The organism is Streptacidiphilus jiangxiensis (assembly GCF_900109465.1).
Classification (GTDB): Bacteria; Actinomycetota; Actinomycetes; order Streptomycetales; family Streptomycetaceae; genus Streptacidiphilus; species Streptacidiphilus jiangxiensis.
The window spans coordinates 189,124-210,491 of record NZ_FOAZ01000001.1 but is presented as its reverse complement, the minus strand read 5'-3'; the positions used below and the strand labels follow the sequence as shown (position 1 = coordinate 210,491).

Sequence of the window (21,368 nt, the reverse complement as noted above, 5' to 3'; positions counted from 1 at the left end):
CCGGTCAGGGCGCCGGTCAGGGCGCCGGTCAGGGCGCCGACTTGGCGGCGACCACCGCGTCGAAGACCTCGCGCTTGGGCAGGCCGGCCTCGACGGCGACCGCCGCGATCGCCTCCTTGCGGTGCTCCCCCGCGTCCACCCGAAGCGCCACGCGCCGGGCCAGCTCGGCCGCGTCCACCGCGGTCGGTGCGGCGGGCGGAGCCCCGGCGACCACGACCGTGATCTCACCACGCACGCCGTCTGCGGCCCAGGCCGCGAGCTCGCCCAGCCCCCCGCGCTTGACCTCCTCGTAGGTCTTGGTCAGCTCCCGGCAGACGGCCGCCTCCCGCTCCGGGCCGAAGGCCTCGGCCATGGCCGCCAACGAGTCCTCGATCCGGTGCGGGGACTCGAAGAAGACCATGGTCCGCGGCTCGGCGACCAGCTCCCGCAGGCGGGCGCCGCGCTCACCGCCCTTGCGCGGCAGAAAGCCCTCGAAGCAGAAACGGTCCACGGGCAGGCCCGAGAGGGCGAGCGCGGTCAGCACGGCGGACGGCCCCGGCACGGCGGTGATCCGCACGCCCGCCTCGACGGCGGCGGCGACCAGTCGGTATCCGGGGTCGGAGACGGAGGGCATGCCGGCGTCCGTGACCAGCAGTACCCGGGCCCCGCCGAGCAGCGCCTCGACCAGCTCGGGCGTGCGACCGACCTCGTTGCCCTCGAAGTAGGAGACGATCCGCCCGGTGGGCGCCACGTCCAGCGCCTGGGCGAGCCGGCGCAGGCGCCGCGTGTCCTCGGCGGCGACGACGTCCGCCTCGGCGAGCTCCTTCGCCAGCCTCGGCGGCGCGTCCTCGACGTCACCGATGGGTGTTCCAGCCAGCACGAGTAGACCTGTCACCCGCCCATTGTTTCGCACCTCGGCGGTCCCACGATCCAGGGCGATCCGGAGCGGCGACCGAATCACCGTGCCGAAGATCTGGTGGATCCTCTGGTGTGAACAGGATCGGCCCCTACGATGCCCTCGTGCATGAACACAGGACCGAGACGCTGACCGTCGACGCCACCGGGCCCGGGTCCGGCGCGAGCCGGACGAGCCGGGAGCCGGTTTCGGCGTGGGCCCGCAGACTCGGCCGGTACGGGTACCGGCCGAGCGAGCGCGCGCCGCTGCGGGAGCGGCTGGTGCCGCCGATGCCCGACGGGCGCGGCGTGCCGACCGGCGCGCCCTCGCCCGTGCTGGCACGGCTCGGCGTGCGCCTCCCGGACGCCCTGTGGCACTTCGCCTGCCGCTGGGCGGGGTGGATCGGCCCGCTGTTCCTCACCCTGTTCGCGGGCGTGCTGACGTTCTGGAAGCTCGGCACACCGAACGCGATCATCTTCGACGAGACGTACTACGCCAAGGACGCCTGGTCGATCTGGCACTACGGCTACGAGCGCAACTGGGCGGACAACGCCAACACGCTCATCATGCAGACGCCGCAGCACATCCCCACGCCGAGCGGCCCGGAGTTCATCGCCCACCCGCCGGCCGGCAAGTGGGTGCTCGGGCTCGGTGAGCAGATCTTCGGCCTGAACCCCTTCGGCTGGCGCTTCATGGTCGCGGTGCTCGGCACCCTCGCGGTGCTGATCGTCTGCCGGATCGGCCGCCGCCTGTTCCGCTCCACGCTGCTCGGCTGTGTGGCGGGCCTGCTGCTCAGCATGGACGGCCTGCACTACGTGATGAGCCGCACCGGGCTGCTCGACCAGATGGTCATGTTCTGGGCCCTGTGCGCGTTCGGCCTGCTGCTGATCGACCGGGACCGCAGCCGGGCCCGCCTCGCCGACCTGATCGGCGCGACCGTCGACAACCCGGACGCACCGCCGAACGACGCCCTGGCCACCGCGGCCCGCCTCGGCTGGCGGCCGTTCCGGCTGCTCGCCGGCGTCTGCCTCGGCCTGGACTGCGCGACCAAGTGGAACGGCCTGTGGTTCGTCGCCTTCTTCGGCATCATGACGGTGGTCTGGGACGCGAGCGCCCGCAAGACCGCCGGTGCGCGGCGCCCCTACCTGACGGCCCTGCTGCACGACGCGCCCTGGGCCGTCTTCTCCATGGTCGTCGTGGCGCTGCTGACCTACGTCGCCTCCTGGTCCGGCTGGCTGGCCACCTCCGGCGGCTACGACCGCAACTGGGCCGCCGGCCGCAAGGGTCTCTCCCCCGACTCGATCGGGCCGCTGCACCACCTTCCGCAGTTCGACATGACCTGGGTTCCCGAGGCGCTGCGCAGCCTGTGGCACTACCACTCGGAGATCTGGGACTTCAACACCAACCTGCACACCCCGCACACCTACATGTCCAACCCGTGGAGCTGGCTGCTCAACGCGCGGCCGGTGTCCTTCTACTACGAGTCGCCGACCCTCGGGAAGAGCGGCTGCACCGTGGCGCAGTGCTCCAGCGAGGTGCTCGGCATCGGCACGCCGCTGCTGTGGTGGACGGCGACGTTCGCGCTGCTGTACTGCCTGTACCGCTGGTTCTTCCGCCGTGACTGGCGCGCTGCGGCGATCTGCGTCGGTGTCGCGGCCGGGTACCTGCCCTGGTTCCAGTGGCAGCAGCGGACGATCTTCCTCTTCTACACGATCGACTTCGAGCCCTACCTGGCCCTCGCGGTCGCGCTCATGATCGGAGCGATCCTGGGGCACGCCCGGGCCCGCGGCGACCGCCGCCTGCTCGGCGCGATCGGGGCCGGTGTGCTGGTTCTCGCAATCATGGCGAATTTCCTCTACTTCCTGCCGTTGTACGACGCCCAGGTCATTCCGATCGACGACTGGCGGGCCCGCATGTGGTGGCCCACCTGGATCTGATTCCGATAACGGATCCCTGAAACCGCTTCCGGCCCAGTGGACGCACACATACCATCCGTGCGGACACACAGGGGAACTGAGCAACTCGGGGGCCGGAGAATCATGAACAAGGGCGCGAAGATCGCCGTCGCCGTGGTGGCGACGGCGATGGTGGCGGGCGGCGGGTACGCCGCCTTCAACATCGGCAGCGCGGTGCTCGGCGGTGGCCCGAGCGCCCCACCCACGTTCAACGCCACTGCGCTCTCGCCCACCCCGCCGAGCGCCACCGCGGCCCAGCAGCAGGCGACGACCTTCCTGCAGGCCTGGCAGGCCGGGCCGACCCACTACGCCGACGCGGGCAAGGCCTCCGACTCCCCGCTGACGACGCAGGCCGCGCTGCAGAAGTACCACGACGGGCTGGGCCTGACGGGCATCACCTTCTCGGGCATCACCGCCACCGGCGCGTCCACCGAGGACACGGCGGCGGAGTTGGTCAGCTACAACGCGACCGCGCAGGTCAAGGGCGGGACCTGGACCTACAAGGGCTCACTGACGGTGGTGCAGAGCACCAACGGCAAGACGGCCGTCCGCTGGGCGCCGACGGTCCTCTACCCGACCCTCCAGGACGGCCAGTCCCTGCAGGCGGGCCCGGTTCCGGCCGACGCCACGAGCGTCCAGGTGGTCGACGACAAGGGCAGGCCGCTGACGGCCGCCCAGTTCCCCTCGCTCGCGGACATCCTGAGCCAGTTGCGGACGAAGGGCGCGGGCCAGTCGACCGGATCGTCCGGCACCGGTGTCGCGGTGCTCGACTCCTCCGGCATGGCGGTCAGTGCGGCCAAGGTGTTCACCACGGGAACCCCGACCACGCTCAAGACCACTCTCGACGCGACGTTGCAGGCGGCGGCCGAGAAGGCCGTGCACGACCCCCACGCCCTCAGCGCGTCCGGCGTCGTGGCCATCGACCACCACACCGGGCAGATCCGGGCGATCGCCTTCAACGGGCCCACCGACCTCGCCGTCAACGGCTACTCGCCGCCCGGCTCCACCATGAAGATGATCACCGCCGCGACGCTGATGGACCAGGCCGGACTCGGCCCGAGCAGCCCGGCGAACTGCACCCCCACCGTTCAGGTGTACGGGCAGCTCTTCCACAACGTGGACGGCGAGCAGGCCTCCGGCTCGGACATGCAGGGCGCCTTCGCGATGTCCTGCAACACCGCCTTCATCCGCCTGCTCGACAACGCCTGGGGCACGCAGACCCAGCCGCACCTGGACTCGCTCAGCCAGGAGGCCGCGAACGTCTTCGGTATCGGCTCCTGGCACATCGGCGTCGCCACCCAGGACCCGACGATTCCCGCCGCCGCCGACCGCAACCACCTCGCCGCGGACGCGATCGGACAGGGCGACGTGCTGGTCAGCCCGCTGGTCATGGCATCCGTCGGCGCGACGATCGCCCACGGCGGCTTCCTGCAGCCGATCCTCGTCCCGGGCCTGCCGCAGCAGCCGGCCGCACAGTCCATCAACCCGCAGACGGCGCGCAACCTTCGACAGATGATGGTCTACACGGCACAGAACGGCACTGCCGCACCGCGCACCGGCGGCATGAGCGGTGTCGGCGCGAAGACCGGCACCGCCGAGGTGGCCGGCGGCACCAACGGCTGGTTCGTCGCCTTCGACGACAACATCTCCGTCGCCGCCGAGGTCGCCGGCGGCGCCAGGGGTGTCGACTCGGCCGGCTACGTCGTCGCGGATCTGCTGAAGGCCGACCACTGAGTGCGGCACGGAAGGCACCCGGCTCCGCCGTGCGGGCCGACCGACCTCGCCGTGCGGGGCCGGGTCAGCCGTAGACGTTCTGCAGGTTGTCCTTGGGCGCCGGCCGGTGGTTCGCCGCCGGTCCGAGGGCGAAGGCGTTCAGCAGGTTCTCCGTCGTCCTGGTGACGAAGACGGCCGTGCGCGCGTCCATGCCGTGGTCGCCGCCGTCGTCGTGGCCTCCGGCCATGAGGCCCTCGACCCAGCGCATCGTGCCCGAGGCGAAGACCCCGGCGCCGCTGCGGGCGGTGTAGTAGGCCGTGTCGGAGTGGCTGTGGTTGCCGTTGCAGACCAGCGGCGAGTGGGCCAGGATCTCGATCGGCCGCGGCGTCGGCGCGCTGGGGGTGACCCGGTCGTACTCGACGCCCACCAGGTGCGCGAACGAGTCCCCCGCGCGCACGCCCGTGCCCTCGAAGAGCCAGTGGTCCGGCAGGTGCACGACGTAGGGCGCGTCGGTCGGGTAGCCCTCGTAGAGGACGCCCGTCATCGACGACTCCGGGTCGGCCGCCGGGCCGGAGCGGAAGTCCGTGGTGGTGAGGGCGCGGTCCTGCAGGTACGCCGGGTCGTCGCGGTAGTCCGTCTTGTAGCAGACCACCGTGCGCCCGTCGTCCTCGACCCGAATCCGCCGGAAGCAGGTGTTCGCACCGAGGAAGGCGATGTTGGTGCCCGCGTCGCGGGCCTTGGTGACCGACTGACGCTGCTGCGGCGTCCAGTACTCGTCGTGCCCGAGCGAGAGCACCGCTGTCGCGCCGCTCAGCACGGACGGGTCGGTGTGCACGTCGATCCCGCTCGTGTAGGCCAGCGGCAGGCCGAGCCGCTCGGCCAGGACCACCAGCGCCCGCTCGTAGACGAGGAACTTCTCCGCGCCCTCGTCCGCGTAGGGCCGGTCGAACGACACCTTCAGCGCCCGGCTGCCGTAGCTGCCGTTCTCCCCCTGGTAGAGGCTGGTGCCGCCCCAGGTGTTGTAGGCCTGCCAGGTCGCCGTGCCGTGCATGACCAGCACGCGCCCGCGCGCGTCCTGTGAACGCAGGATCAGCGGCACCCAGCGCTGGCTTCCGTTCACAGCGTCGAGGCGCAGCAGGTAGGCACCCTCCGGCCAGTCGCGGGTGTCCAGCGACAGCGACGGTTGCCAGCCGGCCCGGACCGTCCGGGTGGGCGACTGGATGACGGGCGCCGGTTGTCGCTTGCCGGCGATCCGGTCCGACCGCCAGACCAGGCGGGCCTGCGCACCGCCGTACCAGCCGACGCGGTAGGCGGAGACCGTGAAGCCCGGCGCCGTCGTCGACACGTGGAGGGCGAGCGGCTCGCCCGGCCGTGCGGAGGCGCGGTCGGTGTAGCCCTCGATCTCGTCCGGCGCGCCGAGCTTGGTGATCCGCCAGTCGGACGCCCCGGGCTTGGCGTTCTCGGCGAGGGTGGCGGCCGACTGGACACCGGTCGCGACGGGGGAAGCGGATGCACCGGCTCCGGTGCCGTGGGTCGGCTCGGCCGAGCCACCCGACCTGCCCGGCTCACAGCCGGCCAGGCCCGCGCCCACGCCTACCACCGCCCCGGCCGCCGCTGCCGCACCGAGGACCCCCCGGCGCGTCACACCGCGTCCCGTGCTGCGCTCCACCCGTACCGCCCTCCTCAGCCGTCCGGCGCCCCCGCGTCGGTCGTCACCGAACGACATTACGCGCAGGGAACGACGCGGCCACCCGGGGCTGACGCTCCGGGTGACGGCTGGTGAGGCGGAGGGAGGGTGGTGGGTCAGCGGGCGGCGGCGCTGGGCGCTCGGCCGGCCTGGTCCGCCAGGTCCAGGTCCGCGAGGTCGCGCACCTCGTCCGCGATGGCCGCGACGTCCGGAGCGTCCGGGGCGGGCAGGGCGTCCGGGGCAGGCGGGACGTCAACGCTCTCGTTGTGAACCGACCCGTCCGGCTCTGCGTGGTGAACGGGCGGGAACACCCCGGCGCCCTGCCCACTCCCCTCCTCGACGTCGTCCTCACCGGAGGCGACCAGTACCGGCGGGGAGGACGAACGCTCGGCCCTCAGGGCCAGCCTCGGCCACAGCACCAGCAGCACCGGGAGCTGCAGGTAGCCGAAGCGCCCGGCCGGGGCCAGCAGGAAGGCGAGCGCGACGCCGAGCGCCAGCCGGTCGCAGGCCGAGCGGGCGTCGCGCGGAGGCCGGACCAGCAGCCACACGCAGACAGCCAGGCCGCTCAGCCCGAACAGGACCAGCGAGGCGGTCCGCCCGGCCGGGCCCAGCTCGGCGAGGATGTGCCCCGGCAGCGGGCTGCCGGCCGGGGTGCGCACCGTCGAGAGCCCGAGCGGGAAGCGCACCACCTGCTCGACCATCGCCTGCGGGAACGCCACGGCGAACGGCACCACGAGCGCGCCGCCGACCAGCCCTGTCCACAGCAGCCCGCGCAGGGCGGCCCGACGGCCGCCGACCTGGAGGAGCAGCAGCAGCGCGACCGGCACGGCCGGCCAGGCGGTCCACTTCAGCGCACAGACCAGGCCCAGCACGATCCCGGCCCGCGCGGCGTTCCCGCGCCCGGCCAGGGCCAGCGCCAGGATGCAGCCGCCGATCATCGGCAGGTCCACGCCGCTCACCGCGGCGGGCAGCGCGACCAGCGGCGACGCCACGACGGCCGCCAGCGGAACGGCCAGTGGGCCACCGCGCAGCAACCGCCAGGAGACGACGAGGCAGACCAGGAAGGCCAACAGGAACCAGATGCGCGCGTCACCGAGGACGGCCGGCAGCACCAGGTGCGGGAAGCCGAAGAGCGTCATGCCCGGCAGATAGGGGGTGTACCCGGTCCAGTTGACCGGATGCGGCACATAGGGGCTGCCCGTGTGGACGAGGCGGACCGCGGACTGCTGCACCACGAAGACCTCGGACTGGGCCTGCCCCTGCACCAGCAGCAGCACCAGCGGCACGATCACGGCACCGAGCAGCGCCGTCGCCACCGCCAGCCGGATCGGGCGCGCCGCGCCGCGTGCGTCCCCGGCGCCCCCGCGCGGCCACAGGGCCAGCACGAGCGCGGCCAGCACGTAGCCGGCGCCCGCCGACCAGCCCCAGGCGCGCTGCGAGGCGAGATTCGAGATCAGGGGGAAGCCGAAGGCCCACCCGGCACAGCCGAGCGCGCCGAGCACCCAGGGCGCCCGCCGATGGTCACCGGCCGCACCCGCCCCGCGCAGCCCTGCACCGAACTGCTCGACACGCTGGCGCGGCAGCAGCAGACGCGCGGCGGCTCGCCGTGCCTCCCCCGAACGGGCATGAGTCGTCGTCACGCTGCCACATTAGGAACAGCCACCCCGGCCTGTCGTCACACTCCAGGGTTGTTCACCCATCCTCCCCCGGTAGGGGGCACACGCATGGCCGGACACCCTGCGTGACCGGACCGCCGGACACGCGCCTCACTCGCCCCCGGCGAGCCCGTGTTCGTAGGCGAAGACCACGGCCTGGGTGCGGTCGCGCAGCTCCAGCTTGGCCAGGATGCGGCCGACGTGGGTCTTGATGGTCTGCTCCGACAGCACCAGCTCGTCCGCGATCTCGGAGTTCGACAACCCTCGAGCCACCTGCCGCAGCACGTCCAGCTCCCGCGCGGTCAGGCTCGACACCGCCTCGGGCCGCAGATTGCCGGCCCGCCGACGGCGTGCCACGTCCGCGATGAGACGCCGGGTCACCGACGGCGCGAGCAGCGCCTGACCCGCGGCGATGACGCGCACCGCGTTGATGAGGTCACGCGCCGGAGCGTCCTTGAGCAGGAAGCCGCTGGCGCCGCGGGCGAGCGCCTCGTACACGTATTCGTCGAGGTCGAAGGTGGTCAGGATGAGGACACGCGGCCCCTGTTCGCCGCCGGCGTCCACGATCGCGCCCGTGGCGGTCAGCCCGTCCATGCCCGGCATCCGCACGTCCATCACGACCACGTCGGGCGAGAGCTCCCGGGCCAGCTGGATGGCCTTGACCCCGTCACCCGCCTCGCCGACGAGCTCGATGTCGGGGGCGCTGGACAGCAGCGCACCGAGTCCGTCGCGGACCATCTCCTGGTCGTCGACGAGCAGGACCCGGATCGTCTCCTGCGTGGGTTCGGCCGTTCCCGTGGGCTCCGCCGCCTGTGTCACCCTTCCCCCTGTCCTTTCGACTGCTCGCCGACCTGCCCGTTCGGCTGCCGGTGGTCGGACCGACCGTCCGACTGCGCGGCCGGAGCGCCACCGGTGCCCGGGCCGTTCCTTCCGCCGGTGCCGTTCGTGGTCGATTCTCCACTCCCGCTGCGCGTCCGCACGCGAGGCCCGTCCGTGGGCAGCCAAGCCGTCACCGTGAAGCCGCCGCCGGGGCGCTGTCCGGCCCGCAGGGTGCCGCCGAGCAGGGCGGCGCGTTCCCGCATGCCGGTCAGCCCGTGGCCGCCGTTGCCACCGGGGGGCAGTGGTGCGCGGCGGCTTCCGGGGCTGCCGTCGTCGACGACGTCCACCCGCACGCCGCCCGCGGAGCGCTCCACCTCGATGGCGACGTGCGCGCCCGGCGCGTGACGGCCCGCGTTGCTCAGCGCCTCCTGGACGATCCGGTACACGGACACGTCGACGACCGAGGGAACGCGGTCAGGTCCACCGGTCATCGTGAGGTCCACCTGCATGCCGGCGCCGCGCGCGGCGCGCACCATGTCGGGGATCCCGTCGATGCCGGGCTGCGGCGCCCGCTCGGCCCCCTCGTCCTCCTCGCGCAGCAGCCCGATCACGCGGCGCATCTCAGTGAGGGCGGTGGTGGACGCCTCCCGGATCGCCGTGAACGTGCGACGGGTCTGCTCCGGCAGACCCGGCTCCTTGTAGGGGGCGGCCTCGGCCTGGATGGCGATCATCGACATGTGGTGGGCCACGACGTCGTGCAGCTCACGGGCGATCCGGCTGCGCTCCTCCAGCACCGCCTGCCGGGCGAGCCCGGCCCTGCGCTGCTGCTCGGCCTCCTCCAGATGCCGCTCGGCCTCCAGCCGGGAGTGGATCGACTCGCCGAGGACCAGCACCAGCGTCACCGCGACGACCGCGACGCCGAGGACCACCGGGGGCAGCCCCACCAGCAGCAGCGCGGGCATCAGCACCGCGCCCGCGGTGAGCAGGTCGACGCCGATGGCGATGTCCCGCCCGTAGCGCTGGGCAGTGACGAAGACCAGCAGGACGAAGGCGATGCAGGAACTGACCGGCCAGGGCCAGAACGGCGTCGGCGCGTGCCCGACCTCGGCGAAGGTGGCCAGGGTCAGACCGAGCGCGGTCAGCCGCCAGGCGGCCAGCGGACGCGAGACCACCAGCAGCAGCGGCAGCGTCTGGAGTGCGGCCAGCGCCCAGGCCAGGCTGCTCGGCACCAGCTGCACGAGCTGCTGGTCCGCACTGGCGGCGAGCACCAGCACCGCGACGAACCCGATGCCGCCCAACGCCACCCGCGCCGACCGCCCGAGCCTCGGCGCGAAAGGCACGTGCCGGTCGGGGGCCGCCCACGCGGCATCCCACAGCAGCCGCGCGACGCGGCAGGCCCGGCCCCACGCGCGGCTCACGGCGTTTCGCAGTGCGCTCCCCATGACGGGGCCAGCGTAGTGCGCCCACAGCCTGTGGACATCCGCGACTGTCCGGGATCCGGTCCGCCTGTGAACCCTGTTCACAGCAGCCGGGCCGTCCATCAGTGCCGCAGGGCCATTGACCCCCCGACAGATTGGCCTATACCTTCCCTCTGATTGGTCTATGCCAATGCATCGGACCAATGCTCCAGCCCTCCGTCGCCCCACGCGGCGGAGCCGCAGATCGACACCGCCCCGCGCCCCTGCCCGGCGCCCGCGAGACGCCCACGCAACACCGCGGCGGGCGTCCCGGCTCCGCCCGAGGCATTCCGTCGAGGAGAGTCCATGCCAGCGTTCCGCCGCGCCGCCCTTCGCCGCGCCGCCGTGGCCGCCGCGACGGCGGCCTGCGCCGCCGCACTGGTCGGCATCACGCCCGCCCACGCCGCCGCCCCCGCCTTCGACGGCGGCGACCACGGTCACAACCAGAAGCAGCTGATCGGCTACTTCACCCAGTGGGGCATCTACTCCGGCAACTTCGAGAAGAACCTCATCAGCTCCGGAGAGATCAGCCACCTCACCGAGCTGGACTACGCGTTCAGCAACATCTCCGCCGACGGCCTGTGCGCCAGCGGCGACAGCTGGGCCGACTACCAGCGCCCCTTCGCCGCGACCGAGTCGGTGACCGGCCAGGCGGACGCCGCCGGCCAGGCCCTGATGGGCAACTTCAACCAGCTGCGCGAGCTCAAGGCGCAGTACCCGCACCTGAAGATCGTGATGTCCATCGGCGGCTGGTCCTGGTCCGGCCAGTTCTCCGCGGTCGCCTCCACCGACGCGTCCCGGCAGAAGTTCGTCGCCTCCTGCGTCGACCAGTACCTGAAGGGCAACATCCCCGGCCTCCCGGCGGGCGCCGCAGCCGGCATCTTCGACGGCTTCGCCATCGACTGGGAGTACCCGGGCATGCCCGGCAACGGCAACCCCTACGGCCCGCAGGACACACCCAACTTCACGTCCCTGATGCAGGAGTTCCGCAAGCAGCTCAACGCCGCGGGCGACGCGGGCGGCGAGCGCTACCTGCTCACCGCCAACACCTCCGCCAGCCCGGTCGCCGCCGCCAAGCTGCAGCTCCCGCAGCTGGCCAAGGTCGTGGACTGGTTCAACGTCATGACCTTCGACTACCACGGCAGCTGGGAGGCGGCGGGCCCGACCGACCTCTCCTCCGCGCTGCACCAGGACCCGCGCGACCCCAACCCCGCGAACAACCAGTTCAGCATCGACCAGGCCGTGCAGTACTACGAGCAGCACGGTGTGCGGCCGGACAAGATCGGCCTCGCGGTCCCGTACTACGCGCACACCTGGACCGGCGTGGCCCCCGGCCCGCGCGGCGACGGCCTGTTCCAGCCCGCGACGGCAGGCGGCGGCACGCCGAACTACAACCAGGTCGTCACCGCACCCGGCCAGACGTACTGGGACCCGATCGCTAAGGAGCCCTACAAGTACGACGCGGCCAGCGGCACCTTCTACACCTACGACAACCCGCTCTCGCTCTGGTACAAGGGCCAGTACATCAAGGAGCAGGGGCTGCGCGGCACCTTCGTCTGGTCGATGGACGGCGACACCGCCGACGGCAGCCTGACCGCCGCCCTCGGCGACGCGCTGGGCACCGGCCAGCACGACTGACCCACTCGTCTCGGCGCGCGCGGCGCGGATCGGCTCACAGCCGCTCCGCGCCGCGCAGGCGTGAGTGCCTGATGCTGTAGCCGAAGTAGATGAGCGCCGCACCGGTCAACCACGCGGCGAAGAAGCCGAACGTCATCGGGTGCAGACCGAAGATGACGTACCCGCAGGCGGCGATCGACAGCAGCGGTGTGACCGGATAGCCCGGCACCCGGAAGCCGCGCGGCATGTCGGGGTGGGTGCGCCGCAGCACCATGACACCCACCGACACCACCGAGAACGCGACGAGGGTGCCCAGACTGGTCAGGTCCGCCAGCACGTCGAGCGGCACGAACCCGGCCAGGAGCGCCACCCCGACGCTGACGACGACCGTGTTCCAGATCGGCGTCCCGGTCCGCGCCGAGACCGAGGCGAAGGCGGGTGGCAGCATGCCGTCCCGGCCCATCGTGTAGAGGATGCGGGTCTGGCCGTAGATGACGACCAGGGTCACGCTGAAGATCGAGGCGATCGCTCCCAGGGCGAACATGATGGAGGGCCAGGTCTGCCCGGTCACGTTGCGCAGGATCTGCGCGAGCCCGGCCTGCTGCCCGGCGAACTGCGTCCACGGCTGCGCGCCGACCGCTGCGAGTGCCACCGCGATGTAGAGGCCCGTCACCACGACCAGCGCCACCATGATGGCCCGCGGCAGCGTCCGGTGCGGATCGCGCACCTCCTCGCCCGCCGTCGAGACGGCGTCGAGTCCGATGAACGAGAAGAAGATGCTGGACGCGGCCGTGCTGATACCGGAGAAACCGAGCGGCGCGAACGGCTTCAGGTTGTCGGCCCGGAAGCCTGTGAACGCGATACACACGAAGAGCAGGAGCACGACGATTTTCACGCCCACCATGACGGCGTTGAGCGTCGCGGACTCCTTCGTGCCACGCACCAGCAGCAGGCAGCAGAGCGTCACCAGGACCATGGCCGGGACGTTCACGTAGCCGCCGTCGCCGGGCGGCTGGGCGATCGCGTTCGGGAGGGTGAAGCCGAAGGCGTCGCTGAAGAACTCGTTGAGGTACTGCCCCCAGCCGACGGACACGGCCGAGGCGGAGACGCCGTACTCCAGCAGCAGACACGCGCCCACCCCGAACGCGACGACCTCGCCCAGCGTGGCGTACGCGTAGGAGTACGAGGAGCCGGAGACCGGGATGGCGGAGGCCAGTTCGGCGTAGCACAGCGCAGTGAGGCCGGCCGTGACCGCCGCGATCACGAAGGAGACGACGACCGCCGGACCGGCCTCCGGCACGGAGGTGTTGAGCACGAAGAAGATGCCGGTGCCGACGGTGGCGCCGATACCGATGGCGGAGAGCTGGACCAGGCCGATGGTGCGCTTCAGGTGCAGACCGGTCGCCACCGGCGTGCCGGGCGGCGGCTGCTCGATGTCCCCGCTGCTCTCGGCGATGAGTCGGGCCACGGGCTTGCGGCGCAGCAACTGCTGCACGAGCGGGGCATCGGGGGCGGTCATGTGACGTATCGTCGCATGCAGATCGGACATATCAGACTATTTGCCCGACCTGGTCCGTCACTCCCCGAGGGCGCGGGCCACCTCCTCACGCGTCGGGAGCGAGGGCTGCGCCCCGGCCAGCGTCGTACTGAGCGCGGCGGCGACATTGGCCCGGCGCACCGCCTCGTGCAGGCTGCGGCCGTCCACCAGCCCGGAGGCCAGCGCGCCGCAGAAGGCGTCACCCGCGGCGGTCGTGTCCAGCGGCGCGACCGGGTGCGGCGGGACGAACGCGACCGCGCCGTCCTCGCAGAGGAGCGCGCCCTCCGCCCCCAGGGTGACGACCACGGCCGCGGGGCCGCGCAGCTGTCGCGCCGCGTCCGCCACGGCGTGCAGGTCGGGCAGCGGGTGACCGACGAGGCTCGCGAGCTCCCCGCGGTTCGGCACCAGCAGATCGACCATGTGGAGCAGGTCGAGGGCGAGCTCGCGGGCCGGCGCCGGATTGAGCAGGACGGTCCCGCCGGCCAGCCGGGCCGCCGCCGCGACGGTCTCCGGCGGCACCTCGTGCTGCAGCAGGGTGACGGTCGCATCGCGCAGCAGCGCCCCCTCCGAGGCGCAGTGCTCCGGGGAGAGCGCCGTGTTCGCGCCGGGACTCACGATGATCGAGTTCTCGCCGGTCGTGTGGTCCACGGCGATCAGCGCGCGCCCGGTCGGCAGGCCGTCCACCGGCAGGACCCGCGTGGTGTCCACGCCCTCCAGGTCGAGCACCCGCCGCAGCCGGGCCCCCGCGTCGTCCGCGCCGACCCGCCCCAGCATCGCCACCGAGGCACCCATCCGGGCGGCGGCCACCGCCTGGTTGGCCCCCTTGCCACCGGGATGCTCGGCGAGGTCCCCGCCCAGCACGGTCTCCCCCGGACGCGGATGCTTCGGCACCGGCACGACCAGGTCGAGGTTGATGCTCCCGACGACTGCGATCTTCGGCATGCGGTCCACCCTAGGCCCTGGTCCGGCCTTGGAACCGGTTCGCCGACGAGTCTTCTGACCGCGTTCCGTCAGACAAGGGATCGCCGTACGCGGTGCGGCTCAGCCCGAGAGGACCGCCTGCATGACCGCCTTCGCGATCGGAGCCGCGAGGCCCCCACCGCTGATGTCGGCCCGGTTGGCATTGCTGTCCTCGATCACGACCGCGACCGCCACCGGCGAGGCCGCCGAGGCGCTGGGCTTGGCATAGGAGATGAACCAGGCGTAGGGCGTGCCGCTGTTGCCCACGCCGTTCTGGGCGGTACCGGTCTTGCCGCCCACGATCGCGCCGGGAATCTGCGCGTTCGTGCCCGTACCGCTGTTGACCACGTTCACCATCGCCTGCTGGATCTGCGCGGCCACATCCGCCGACACCGGTTGACCGAACCTCGAGTTCCCGAAGCTCTGCACCGTCGTGCCGTCGCTGCGGGTCACCTTGTCGAGCAGGCGCGGACGCATCAGCGTGCCGTTGTCGGCCACGGCCGCCGCGACCTGGGCCATCTCCAGCGGCGTCGCGGCGGTGTCGTACTGGCCGATCGAGGAGAGCGCCAGGAAGGCCTCGCTGGTCAGGTCGGTGTCGAAGTTGCTCCTGGCCACACCGACCGGGATGGTCTGGTTCGACTGGTTGAAGCCGAAGGCCTCCGCCATCTTGACCATGTTCTGCGCGCCCACGTCCACGCCGGCCTTGCCGAAGACGGTGTTGCAGGAGACCTGCAGGGCGTAGTTCAGGGTCGCGTTGGTGCACGCGTCGCTCGCCGACTCGTTGGTCAGCGCATGGTCGGTGTCCTTCGGTGTGTACGGGTCCGGCGAGTTCGTCGGCACGTCGATGCCGCTGTAGAGCCCGTTCTGCAGCGCGGCAGCGAGAGTGACGACCTTGAACGTCGAGCCGGGCGGGTAGGTCTGACGCAACGCGCGGTTCAGCATCGGCTGGGTGGTGTCCGCATTGAGCCGGGTCCAGTCCGCCACAGTGGCCTGTCCGACGCCGGTGATGCCGTTCGGGTCGTACGAGGGGGTGCTGGCCAGGGCGAGGATCCGCCCGGTGGCGGGTTCGATCGCCGCGACCGCGCCGCGCTTGCCACCGAGCCCCTGGAAGGCGGCGCGTTGCGCCTTGGGGTTGATGGTCGTGAAGACGTTCCCGCCCGGCACCTGGGCGCGGGAGATCTCGTCCCAGACCGCGTGCGTCGACAGGCGGCTGTCCTGTCCGGACAGGATCGCGTCCTCGACGCCTTCGAGCAGCGTGTTGCCGTAGGTCTGCGAGGAGAATCCGGTCACCGGCGCATAGAGCGCGCCGTCGGTGTAGGTCCGCTGGTAGGCGAGCGTGCCGCCGGTCTTCTTGGAGCCGGTGACGGGTTGGCCGGCCACCAGGATGTCGCCGCGCGGCTGGCTGTACCGGGCGATGACGTTGCGCCGGTTGGCCGCGTTGTCGTCGAGCGACTTGGCCTGGAAGACCTGGAGGCGGGTCGCGTTGGCGAGCAGGAGCAGGATCAGCACCAGACAGAACAGACCCGCCCGGCGGCCGGTCCGGCTCAAGGACAGGCGCACCGCGCCCGGCGGCGGGCCGGAGCGTTCGGGTCCGCCGCTCCTCGCCCTGCGTTTCGCTCCGTCGCGCGTCATACCCTCGGCACCCCCTGCGTCTCCTCCTCCGGATCGCCGTCACCACCGCCGCCGCCCGCGCCCCTGCTCGTGGCGAGGCCGGCCGCGTCCGTACCGGGTGGCGGGGTGATGAGCTGAGGCACCGGCGGATCGGGGCGACGCGCGGCGTCGCTCAGCTTCACCAGCAGCGCGATCAGGATCCAGTTGGTCACCAGCGAGGAGCCGCCCTGGGCCAGGAACGGCATGGTCATCCCGGTCAACGGGATCAGGTCGGTGACACCGCCGGCGACCACGAAGACCTGCAACGCCAGCAGGACGGAGAGGCCGATGGCGAGCAGGCGCCCGAAGGGGTCGCGGAGAAGGCGACCGGTCCGGAAGCCCCGCACCACCACGATCGCGTAGAGCAGGAAGAGCGCCGCGAGACCGACCAGGCCGATCTCCTCGCCGAAGGTGGCCAGGATCCAGTCGGACTTCATGGCGAAGCCGATCAGGTACGAGTGGCCGAGCCCGAGGCCCGTGCCGAGCAGGCCGCCCGCCGCGAAGGCGAACATCGACTGGGCGAGCTGGCTCGGGCCCTGCCCGAGCCGGATGGTCCGCATCGGGTCCAGCCAGTCGACGAAGCGGACGTGGACGTGCGGCTCCCAGAGCGCGACCGGCACCACCGCCAGGCCGACCAGGACCAGGCCCACCGCGATCCAGCCGATGCGCCCGGTGGCCACGTACAGCATGACCAGGAAGAGGCCGAAGAAGATCAGCAGCGTGCCCAGGTCCTGCTCCAGGAACAGGATCGCCGCGCTGACCAGCCAGATCAGCACGATGGGACCAAGGTTGCGACCGCGGGGCAGCTCCAGCCGCCAAACCCGACGGCCGGTCAGCGCCAAGGCGTCACGGTGCCGCGCGAGGTACGAGGCGAAGAAGATCGCGAGGGCGATCTTGGCGATCTCGCCGGGCTGGAACGAGAGCGAGCCGATCTTGATCCAGATCTTCGCACCGTAGACCGCCGGCAGGAAGATCGGCACGATCATCAGCAGCAGCGTGACCAGGGCCAGCACATAGGCGTAGCGCTGGAGCACACGGTAGTCCCGCAGCAGCAGGACGACGGCGATGAAGAGCCCGACCCCGATCGTCGACCAGAGCAGCTGGGTCGGTGCCGTGCTGTCGTTCGGGGTGGACCGGTCCAACCGGTAGATGACCACCAGCCCGAGGCCGTTGAGCAGCACCGCGATCGGCAGCAGCAGCGGGTCGGCGTAGCGGGCCCGCCACCGGATGCTCAGATGGCCGAGCAGTGCGAGGGCGCCGAGACCGAGGCCGTAGCGCAGCGTGTCGGACGGCACCTTGCCGTCCATGTTGGAGCCGACGTCCGCGTAGCCGTAGGCGGCGATCGCCACGGCGAGGACCACCAGCACCAGTTCGACCCCGCGCCGGGTCGGCGGCGCCGGCGTGGCCGCCCCGGCCGCCGAGGCCGAGGCCGGCTCGCCCGCGAACGGCCCGTCTGCGAACGAGTCGCCCGGCACGGGGGCGGCCCCGGCCACGCTGTCGGCGGCCGGGGCCGTCGTTCCGCCGCTCCCCCGCGATCGCCGGACCGCGCGCCAGGGGCGCACGCTCCGGGACCGGTCGGGGTCAGGCGGCGTGGGCGGCACCCGCGCGCACAGTGGCGACCGCCTCGCGGAGGTGCTCCTCGTCGGCCTCGCTCAGCGAGGTCTGGATGATCTGGCCGCCGTACGGGGCCAGCTGCGGCAGCACCTTCTCGGTGACCGCGTCGCTGACCAGGGCGAAGACCGCCGCCGCACCGGGCGTCAGGCCTTCGCCGACCTTGCGCATGAAGTCGTTGTCGACACCGAAGTCCTGGGCGGAACCGACCGCCGCACCGGTGGCGCCGCCGACCGCCATGCCGAGGAACGGCATGAAGAAGAGGAGCCCGATGAGGCCTCCCCACAGCGCGCCGCCGGCCGCACCGGCGCCCACCGTGTTCATGGCCTGGTGCAGCTTGACCTTGCCGTCGGGACGGCGCTCGACGACGACAGCGTCCTCGATGTTGATCAGCTTCTGCTTCTGCAGCTCGACGAGCTTGGCCCGGACCTGCTCAGCGGTGGCCACGTCGGGGTAGGCGACGGCGATGAGGTTGCTCATGGAGATTCCCTTCGAGTCTCTTCGAGACGTCGGTCATTCGGGAATCTACCGAGATACTCCAGATTTGTCCGATTTGTTCTCCGCGTGTCGCGGCCACGGTGCCGCCTTGCCGAGCGCCCGCTGCTGCGGCGCAAGGCCCTCCGTGCGCAGCTCCGTGACGGCGGGCTCCGCTTCGGCCTTCAGAGTGAAGCCGATCTCGGCGCCGCCACCCACCCGGTTGCGGGCGAAGACCTCGCCACCGTGCTCCTCCGCGACCTCACGCACGATCGACAACCCCAGGCCCGACCCCGGCAGGCTGCGCGCCGCGGTGGCCCGGTAGAAGCGGTCGAAGATGCGGTCCAGGTCCCCCGGCTCGATGCCGGGACCTCGGTCCAGCACCGTGATCCGGTCGGAGCGCACCAGCACCAGGATCTCCTCCGGACCCGACGAGAACTTGGCGGCGTTCTCCACCAGGTTCGTCAGCGCGCGCTGCAGCGCCTGCGGCCGGACCATCGCCACGACCGGGTCCGCGTCGACCACGATCTCCCGCCCCGTGCGTCGCCGGGTCAGATCCGCGACCCGCTCGGCGAGCTCGTCGAGCTCCGACGAAGCCGGCAGCTCGGTGCTGCGCCGGTCGTTCGCCAGCTCGACCAGCTCGTTGACGAGCACCGTCAGCTCGCGCGTCTCGGTCTCCAGGTCGTCGAGGAGGGCGCTGCGCGACTGCGGGGACAGTCGGTCCATCCGGCGCAGTGCGGCGATGTTGGTCCGCAACGAGGTGAGCGGCGTGCGCAGCTCGTGCCCCGCGTCCTGGACGAGTCGGCGCTGGTCCTCCTTGGAGCGGGCCAACCGTCCGAGCATGTCGTCGAACGCCCGCGCGAGACGGCCGATCTCGTCCCGGCCACGCTGCGGCACGTCCAGGGTGAGCTCACCGGTCGCCGCGACCTGCTCCGCCGTCGCGGTCAGCCGGACCAGGCGACGGGTGATCCGCCCGGCCACCCACCAACCCGCCGCACCCGCGGCGATCATCACCAGGCCCGCGGTCAGCGCGATCCGCGCCATCAGCGAGCCGAGCAGCTCGTCGGTGGCGCTCAGCCGCTCCGAGATCATCACTGCGCCGCGTCCGCCGCCGAGGGAGACCGTGACCACCCGGTAGCGGTCCCCGCCGGTGTCGACGTTGACGGTCCGGGTGTGTCCGGCGTCCTGGCTGCGGGCGAGCTGCCGGTCTCCCGGATAGGTCGGCAGCGGATCCATCTGGCTGTTCTGCTTGTCCGCGTACTGCAGCACCCTGCCGTCCGGACCGAGCACCTGGACCCCGATGTCGCCGGAGTGCGTCAACTGGTCGACCAGGTGGTCCTGGCTCTCCGGGGTGGAGAGGAAGTCGCGGGCGTCGAGCTCCGACGTCTGCGCGTCACCGACCAGGGTGCTGAGCGAGGTCTGGAAGTCCTTGGCCCGGTCCTGTCGGATCAGCGAGGCCGCCGAGGTGTAACCCAGCGCGCCGACCAGCACCGTGACCAGCGCGGCCAGCCCGGCGAAGGCGATCGCGAAGCGGAGCCGCAGGCCTATGTTGGCCCGGAGCCAGCTCACGGCTCACGCAGCGTGTAACCCACGCCCCGGACGGTGTGGATCAGCGGCGTGCGGCCCGGCGTGTCCAGCTTGCGACGCAGGTACCCGATGTAGACCGCCAGGTTCTTCGAGCCCGGGCCGAAGTCGTAGCCCCAGATCCGGTCGTAGACCGTGCTGTGGTCCAGCACGATGCCCGCGTTGCGCGCGAGCAGCTCGAGCAGGTCGTACTCGGTGCGGGAGAGCTGGATCTCCTCGCCGCCACGCCAGACCCGCCGGGCCGTCGAGTCGATCCGCAGGTCGTCGACCTCGATCAGGTCGTGCCCGGCCGTGACGGAGTCCGGCTCCACCGCGGCCTCCGCGGACGACACCGCCGGCACCGCGGCGCGTCGCAGCAGCGCCCGCAGCCGGGCCAGAAGTTCCTCCGCCTCGAAAGGCTTGAGCATGTAGTCGTCCGCGCCGGCGTCCAGCCCGGCCACCCGGTCCGAGGTCTCCACGCGCGCCGTCAGCATCAGGATGGGCACGTTGTCGCCCTCGGCCCGCAGCACGCGGCAGACCGCGAGCCCGTCGATCCCGGGCATCATCACATCCAGAACCACCACGTCCGGACGTTGCTTGTGGACCGAGGCCAGTGCCTCGATACCGTCGGACACCGGGGTCACCTGGTAACCCTCCAGGGTCAGCAGGCGGTCCAGGGAATCACGGATGGCTCGATCGTCCTCGGCCAGCAGCACAGTCGGCGTCACGACACCGATTGTCCACGACTGGATGAGGAACCGGTAAGAGACCTCCTGCACGTTCCGGGGCTTCGCAGCTCAGGGCCCACCCGGCCGCACTACGCTGCCCTCGGCGGCGGGTGCACTGTTCGAATTCACGGGGATTCTGTCTGTTGCTGCTGATAGACACTCGGCATGCAGATGATCCCGACATTCGAACAGCTTCTGCGCCGCGTCGAGGAGCGTTCCGCCGCGTTCCGCTCCGCCGTCGTGGGCGTGGCCGACGTCACCGCGGACGATCACGCCGACGGCAACGCTGTCCCCAGCGGTCCGGTGCGGCTCGACACCAAGGTGCCGAGTTGTCCGGAGTGGACCCTGGGCGACCTGGTCGTGCACCTCGGCGAGGTGCACGGCTTCTGGGCGGCCACCGTCGCCGCCGGTCCGGCCGCGACCGCTCCCTCGGACGTGGCGTTCACCGAGCCTGCCGTCGGCCCGCAGGCCGACGGCACGGAGGGGATGAATCCGCAGTCCCTCGCCGCCTGGTCCCTCGCCGCGACCGAGGAACTCCTGGCCGCCCTGCGCGCAGCCGGCCCCGAGGGCGGCTCCTGGACGTGGTGGGGCGCGTCCGACGCACCGCGGACCGCCGAGGCCGTCGCCCGGCACCAGGTCGCCGAGGCCCTCGTCCACACCTACGACGCACAGCTCGCCGGTGGGCGGGAGCAGTCCCTGCCCGTCCCCGAAGCCCTCGACGCGGTCGACGAGTTCCTCCACGTGGGATGCGGTGCCGTGGGGCCATGGCCCCACGAGCCGGCCACGCTCGTGCTGCGGGCTGCGGAGGGCCCGGCATGGCAGCTGGAGCTCACGGCCGAGGGCGCCCGCACCCACCGGCTCCCGTCAGCTCTTCCCGCCCCGGGCTCCGACGTCGCGGCGTTGACCGCGCCCGGCGTCGCTGCGCTGACGGCGCACGGCACCGCGAGTGACCTGGTCCTGGCGCTGTACGGACGCATCCCGCCGGAGCGGCTCGAGCTGACGGGCGACCGGGAGGTCCTGACCCGGCTACTACTGTGGCAGCCTTCGGAATGATCACTGACCGGCCGT

At 72.0% G+C, this 21,368-nt stretch carries 16 protein-coding genes; 4 read left to right on the top strand and 12 right to left on the bottom strand.

All coding sequences use genetic code 11. The features are described from left to right. Positions 1-28: 28 nt before the first annotated feature. Positions 29-874, bottom strand: a complete 846-nt coding sequence (rsmI, locus tag BMY61_RS00915; protein ID WP_042442080.1) for a 16S rRNA (cytidine(1402)-2'-O)-methyltransferase — start codon at positions 872-874, stop codon at positions 29-31. A gap of 125 nt (positions 875-999) precedes the next feature. On the opposite strand from rsmI, the gene BMY61_RS00910 reads away from it, so the two are divergent. Both BMY61_RS00910 and BMY61_RS00905 read left to right on the top strand, forming a co-directional pair. Next, entirely contained in the window at positions 1,000-2,811 is a 1,812-nt protein-coding gene (locus tag BMY61_RS00910; protein ID WP_236655826.1) for a dolichyl-phosphate-mannose--protein mannosyltransferase, read from the top strand. A gap of 102 nt (positions 2,812-2,913) precedes the next feature. Further along, a complete protein-coding gene (locus BMY61_RS00905) occupies positions 2,914-4,563 on the top strand; it encodes a penicillin-binding transpeptidase domain-containing protein (protein WP_042442079.1) in 1,650 nt (549 codons plus the stop codon). Positions 4,564-4,627: 64 nt separating this feature from the next. Here the strand turns inward: BMY61_RS00905 and BMY61_RS00900 are convergent, their stop codons facing one another. The 4 genes from BMY61_RS00900 to BMY61_RS00885 all read right to left on the bottom strand — a co-directional run bounded on the left by BMY61_RS00900 (position 4,628) and on the right by BMY61_RS00885 (position 10,145). Beyond that, positions 4,628-6,268 (bottom strand): N,N-dimethylformamidase beta subunit family domain-containing protein, encoded by a 1,641-nt coding sequence (locus BMY61_RS00900; protein ID WP_143094115.1) that lies wholly within the window; start codon positions 6,266-6,268, stop codon positions 4,628-4,630. A 77-nt stretch (positions 6,269-6,345) separates the two neighbouring features. Then, entirely contained in the window at positions 6,346-7,869 is a 1,524-nt protein-coding gene (locus tag BMY61_RS00895) for a glycosyltransferase 87 family protein (RefSeq protein ID WP_075003704.1), read from the bottom strand. A 126-nt stretch (positions 7,870-7,995) separates the two neighbouring features. Next, on the bottom strand, positions 7,996-8,703 hold the full coding sequence (locus BMY61_RS00890) for a response regulator (protein WP_169791827.1): 708 nt from the start codon (positions 8,701-8,703) through the stop codon (positions 7,996-7,998). Then, entirely contained in the window at positions 8,700-10,145 is a 1,446-nt protein-coding gene (locus BMY61_RS00885) for a sensor histidine kinase (RefSeq protein ID WP_161791191.1), read from the bottom strand. The genes BMY61_RS00890 and BMY61_RS00885 overlap by 4 nt, the downstream gene beginning before the upstream one ends. A gap of 321 nt (positions 10,146-10,466) precedes the next feature. Here BMY61_RS00885 and BMY61_RS00880 point away from each other — a divergent pair, with 321 nt between their 5' ends. Further along, positions 10,467-11,798 carry a glycoside hydrolase family 18 protein gene (locus tag BMY61_RS00880; RefSeq protein ID WP_042442078.1) on the top strand — a complete coding sequence of 444 codons (1,332 nt, stop codon included), beginning with the start codon at positions 10,467-10,469 and terminating at the stop codon, positions 11,796-11,798. A 34-nt stretch (positions 11,799-11,832) separates the two neighbouring features. Here the strand turns inward: BMY61_RS00880 and BMY61_RS00875 are convergent, their stop codons facing one another. The 7 genes from BMY61_RS00875 to BMY61_RS00845 all read right to left on the bottom strand — a co-directional run bounded on the left by BMY61_RS00875 (position 11,833) and on the right by BMY61_RS00845 (position 20,300). Next, positions 11,833-13,296, bottom strand: a complete 1,464-nt coding sequence (locus BMY61_RS00875; RefSeq protein WP_042442077.1) for an APC family permease — start codon at positions 13,294-13,296, stop codon at positions 11,833-11,835. 57 nt (positions 13,297-13,353) lie between these two features. Then, positions 13,354-14,256: a ribokinase gene (gene rbsK / locus BMY61_RS00870; protein WP_042442076.1), complete on the bottom strand. Its 903-nt coding sequence runs from the start codon at positions 14,254-14,256 to the stop codon at positions 13,354-13,356. Between the two features lie 99 nt (positions 14,257-14,355). Then, positions 14,356-15,822, bottom strand: coding sequence for a penicillin-binding transpeptidase domain-containing protein (locus BMY61_RS00865; protein WP_042442423.1), 1,467 nt, complete (start codon positions 15,820-15,822; stop codon positions 14,356-14,358). Between the two features lie 80 nt (positions 15,823-15,902). Beyond that, positions 15,903-17,291, bottom strand: coding sequence for an FtsW/RodA/SpoVE family cell cycle protein (locus tag BMY61_RS00860; protein WP_425314663.1), 1,389 nt, complete (start codon positions 17,289-17,291; stop codon positions 15,903-15,905). A 214-nt stretch (positions 17,292-17,505) separates the two neighbouring features. Next, the gene (locus BMY61_RS00855) at positions 17,506-18,015 is read right to left on the bottom strand and encodes a DUF1269 domain-containing protein (RefSeq protein ID WP_042442074.1); all 510 of its coding nucleotides are present in this window, start codon (positions 18,013-18,015) and stop codon (positions 17,506-17,508) included. Between the two features lie 45 nt (positions 18,016-18,060). Continuing rightward, positions 18,061-19,578 (bottom strand): sensor histidine kinase, encoded by a 1,518-nt coding sequence (locus tag BMY61_RS00850; RefSeq protein WP_063773160.1) that lies wholly within the window; start codon positions 19,576-19,578, stop codon positions 18,061-18,063. Continuing rightward, on the bottom strand, positions 19,575-20,300 hold the full coding sequence (locus BMY61_RS00845) for a response regulator transcription factor (protein ID WP_042442072.1): 726 nt from the start codon (positions 20,298-20,300) through the stop codon (positions 19,575-19,577). Before BMY61_RS00845 ends, BMY61_RS00850 begins: the two co-directional genes overlap by 4 nt. A gap of 165 nt (positions 20,301-20,465) precedes the next feature. Here BMY61_RS00845 and BMY61_RS00840 point away from each other — a divergent pair, with 165 nt between their 5' ends. Continuing rightward, a complete protein-coding gene (locus tag BMY61_RS00840) occupies positions 20,466-21,353 on the top strand; it encodes a maleylpyruvate isomerase family mycothiol-dependent enzyme (RefSeq protein WP_042442071.1) in 888 nt (295 codons plus the stop codon). Positions 21,354-21,368: the final 15 nt, after the last annotated feature.